Origin of the sequence: uncultured Porphyromonas sp. (assembly GCF_947254915.1) — a bacterium.
In the GTDB taxonomy this organism is placed as follows: Bacteria; Bacteroidota; Bacteroidia; order Bacteroidales; family Porphyromonadaceae; genus Porphyromonas.
The window spans coordinates 1-2,875 of record NZ_CAMYEZ010000166.1 but is presented as its reverse complement, the minus strand read 5'-3'; the positions used below and the strand labels follow the sequence as shown (position 1 = coordinate 2,875).

General features: G+C 55.2%; 1 protein-coding gene. It reads right to left on the bottom strand.

Features of this window, described 5'->3' with window-relative positions; all coding sequences use genetic code 11:
• Positions 1 to 146 precede the first annotated feature (146 nt).
• On the bottom strand, positions 147 to 2,741 hold the full coding sequence (clpB, locus tag Q0X57_RS08070; RefSeq protein WP_297729962.1) for an ATP-dependent chaperone ClpB: 2,595 nt from the start codon (positions 2,739 to 2,741) through the stop codon (positions 147 to 149).
• Positions 2,742 to 2,875: the final 134 nt, after the last annotated feature.

Here is a 2,875-nt window from a genome sequence, read left to right as displayed (position 1 = left end):
CGACGCCTCCGTGGGGAATAAAAAAACTCCACCGAGGAGCTTGGGATTTCCTCGGTGGAGCTTTAGAAGAGTCTGCTACTTATGGCTTGTTAGCCCTGAAGCAGAGTTAGTTATATTTGATCCTTTTGCAGTCGCTCAGTGAGCGCTTAGTCGACGAAGGTGAGCTGCTTGTCAGCCCCTACGTCTAGCGTGATAGGCTTCGTGCGCTCTACGGTGCCTGCTAGGAGTGCCTTCGAGAGCTCGTTGAGGACGAGCCGCTGTATGACACGCTTGACAGGACGTGCGCCAAACTCGGGATCGTAACCCCGCTCGGAGAGTAGGTCGATGGCAGCGTCGCTGTAGTGGAGCGTCACGCCATTTTCCTGCAGTGTGCGAGCTACCTTGTCAAGCTGTAGTCGTACGATCTGAGCGATCTGAGCCTTCGTCAGAGGTGTGAAGACGATGGTCTCGTCGATACGGTTGACAAACTCAGGACGGATCGTCTGCTTGAGTAGCGTCTTGACCTCCTCTTCGGTCCGCTCGATGACCTCCTCACGGTTCTGCTCGTCGATGTGCTCGAAGTTGTGACGGATCAGGTCGGAGCCGAGGTTGCTGGTCATGATGATGATCGTGTTCTTGAAGTTGACCACATGACCCTTATTGTCGGTCAGCCTACCATCGTCCAGGACTTGGAGGAGTAGGTTGAAGACGTCAGGGTGAGCCTTCTCAATCTCATCAAAGAGCACGACCGAGTAGGGCTTACGCCTGATCGCCTCGGTGAGCTGACCACCCTCATCGTAGCCGACATAGCCAGGAGGTGCACCGATCAGACGAGTGGCGCTAAACTTCTCCTGATACTCGCTCATATCGATACGGGTCATCATGTGCTCATCGTCAAAGAGGCACTCAGCCAAGGCTCTAGCCACCTCTGTCTTACCGACACCTGTCGTGCCGAGGAAGATAAAGGAACCGATCGGCCTATTGGGATCCTGCAAGCCAGCACGACTACGACGCACCGCATCTGCAATGGCGGTGATCGCCTCATCCTGACCAACGACACGCTTGTGTAGCTCGTCCTCTAGGTTGAGGAGCTTGTCGCGCTCGCTCATGAGCATACGACTTACAGGTATGCCAGTCCAGCGGGCTACGATGTCAGCGATGTCTTCGGCTGTCACCTCTTCGGTGATCAGTGCGGTACCAGAGGCACGCTGCTCGGCAAGCTTCTGATTGATCTGAGCTATCTGATCGTCTATCTCTTTGAGCCGTCCGTAGCGTAGCTCAGCTACACGACCGTAGTCGCCTAGTCGCTCGGCTTTGTCCGCCTCAATAGTGGCTTGCTCACGCTCGACCTTCAGTTGTTGCGCCTCATTGACTAGATCTTTCTCGCCATGCCACTGAGCTGCCAGCGCATGGCGCTCTTCCTCGAGGTCCGCTATCTGCTTAGAGAGCGCAGCCAGCTTAGGCTCGTCGTGCTCGCGCTTGATCGCTTCACGCTCTATCTCTAGCTGCTTGATACGACGCTCCAACTCATCTAGCTCCTCGGGCATTGAGTCAATCTGGATACGTAGTCGTGCGGCAGCCTCGTCCACAAGGTCGATCGCCTTGTCGGGGAGGAAGCGGTCGGTGATGTATCGCTCGCTCAGCTGGACAGCCGCTAGGATTGCATCGTCCTGGATACGCACCTTGTGGTGGTTCTCGTAGCGCTCCTTCAGACCTCTCAGGATAGAGATACTGCTCATCTCGTCTGGCTCGTCGACCATCACCATTTGGAAGCGGCGCTCGAGCGCCTTGTCCTTCTCAAAGTACTTGCGGTACTCGTCGAGGGTGGTGGCTCCGATGGCCCGTAGCTCACCACGAGCAAGGGCGGGCTTGAGGATGTTTGCCGCGTCCATAGCTCCTTGCGAAGCGCCCGCACCGACGAGCGTGTGGATCTCATCGATGAAGAGGATCACCTCCCCATTGGATGCGGTCACCTCATTGACGACTGACTTGAGACGCTCCTCAAACTCTCCCTGATACTTCGCACCTGCGATGAGAGCGCCCATATCGAGTGAATAGATGAGCTTGTCCTTGAGGTTCTCCGGCACGTCACCACGTATGACACGATGCGCCAAACCCTCGGCGATAGCGGTCTTACCGACTCCTGGCTCACCGACGAGGATAGGATTATTCTTCGTACGGCGAGAGAGGATCTGTAGGACACGACGTATCTCTTCGTCACGACCTATGACAGGGTCTAGCTTGCCCTCACGAGCTCGCTCGCAAAGGTTGATCGCATACTTACCGAGTGCGTTGTACTGCTGATCACTCGTAGCGGAGTCTACCTTGCGACCCTTGCGCAGCTCATGGATTGCGCTCTCAGCGTCGGCGTAGTTCAAGCCTGCATCTAGGAGTAGCTGACGAGCTTCACTGGATACCTTGAGAAGGGCTAGGAGGATATGCTCTACAGCGATGTATTGGTCACCCATATCGCTAGCTATTTGCTCCGACTGGGTGAGCACTTGGTTCGTCTGGTTGGAGAGGTAAGGCTCTCCACCAGAGACGTGAGGCAGACGCTCTAGTTGTTGCGCTACGGCCTGCTCGATCTGGTGCATATAGGCACCCGCCTTGGTAGCGACGTACTCAACGACGTCACGTCCCTCACGTAGCAACGCATCTAGGAGACAGATCGGCTCTAGAGCCTGATGCCCCTGCTGGCGCGCTTGGGCGATCATCGTTTGGATCACCCGTTGCGATTTAATGGTGTACTTATCTATGTTCATGTTTTTAAGGTTTGATTCTGACTATCTCAAGCAAGTGATGTGCCAATGGACAAAATGTCACGCACTGGTGTCTTGAGCTCACACAAAAGAAGAGAAGGCAAGCACACTTCGCTCACCTCCTCTTACTATTATAT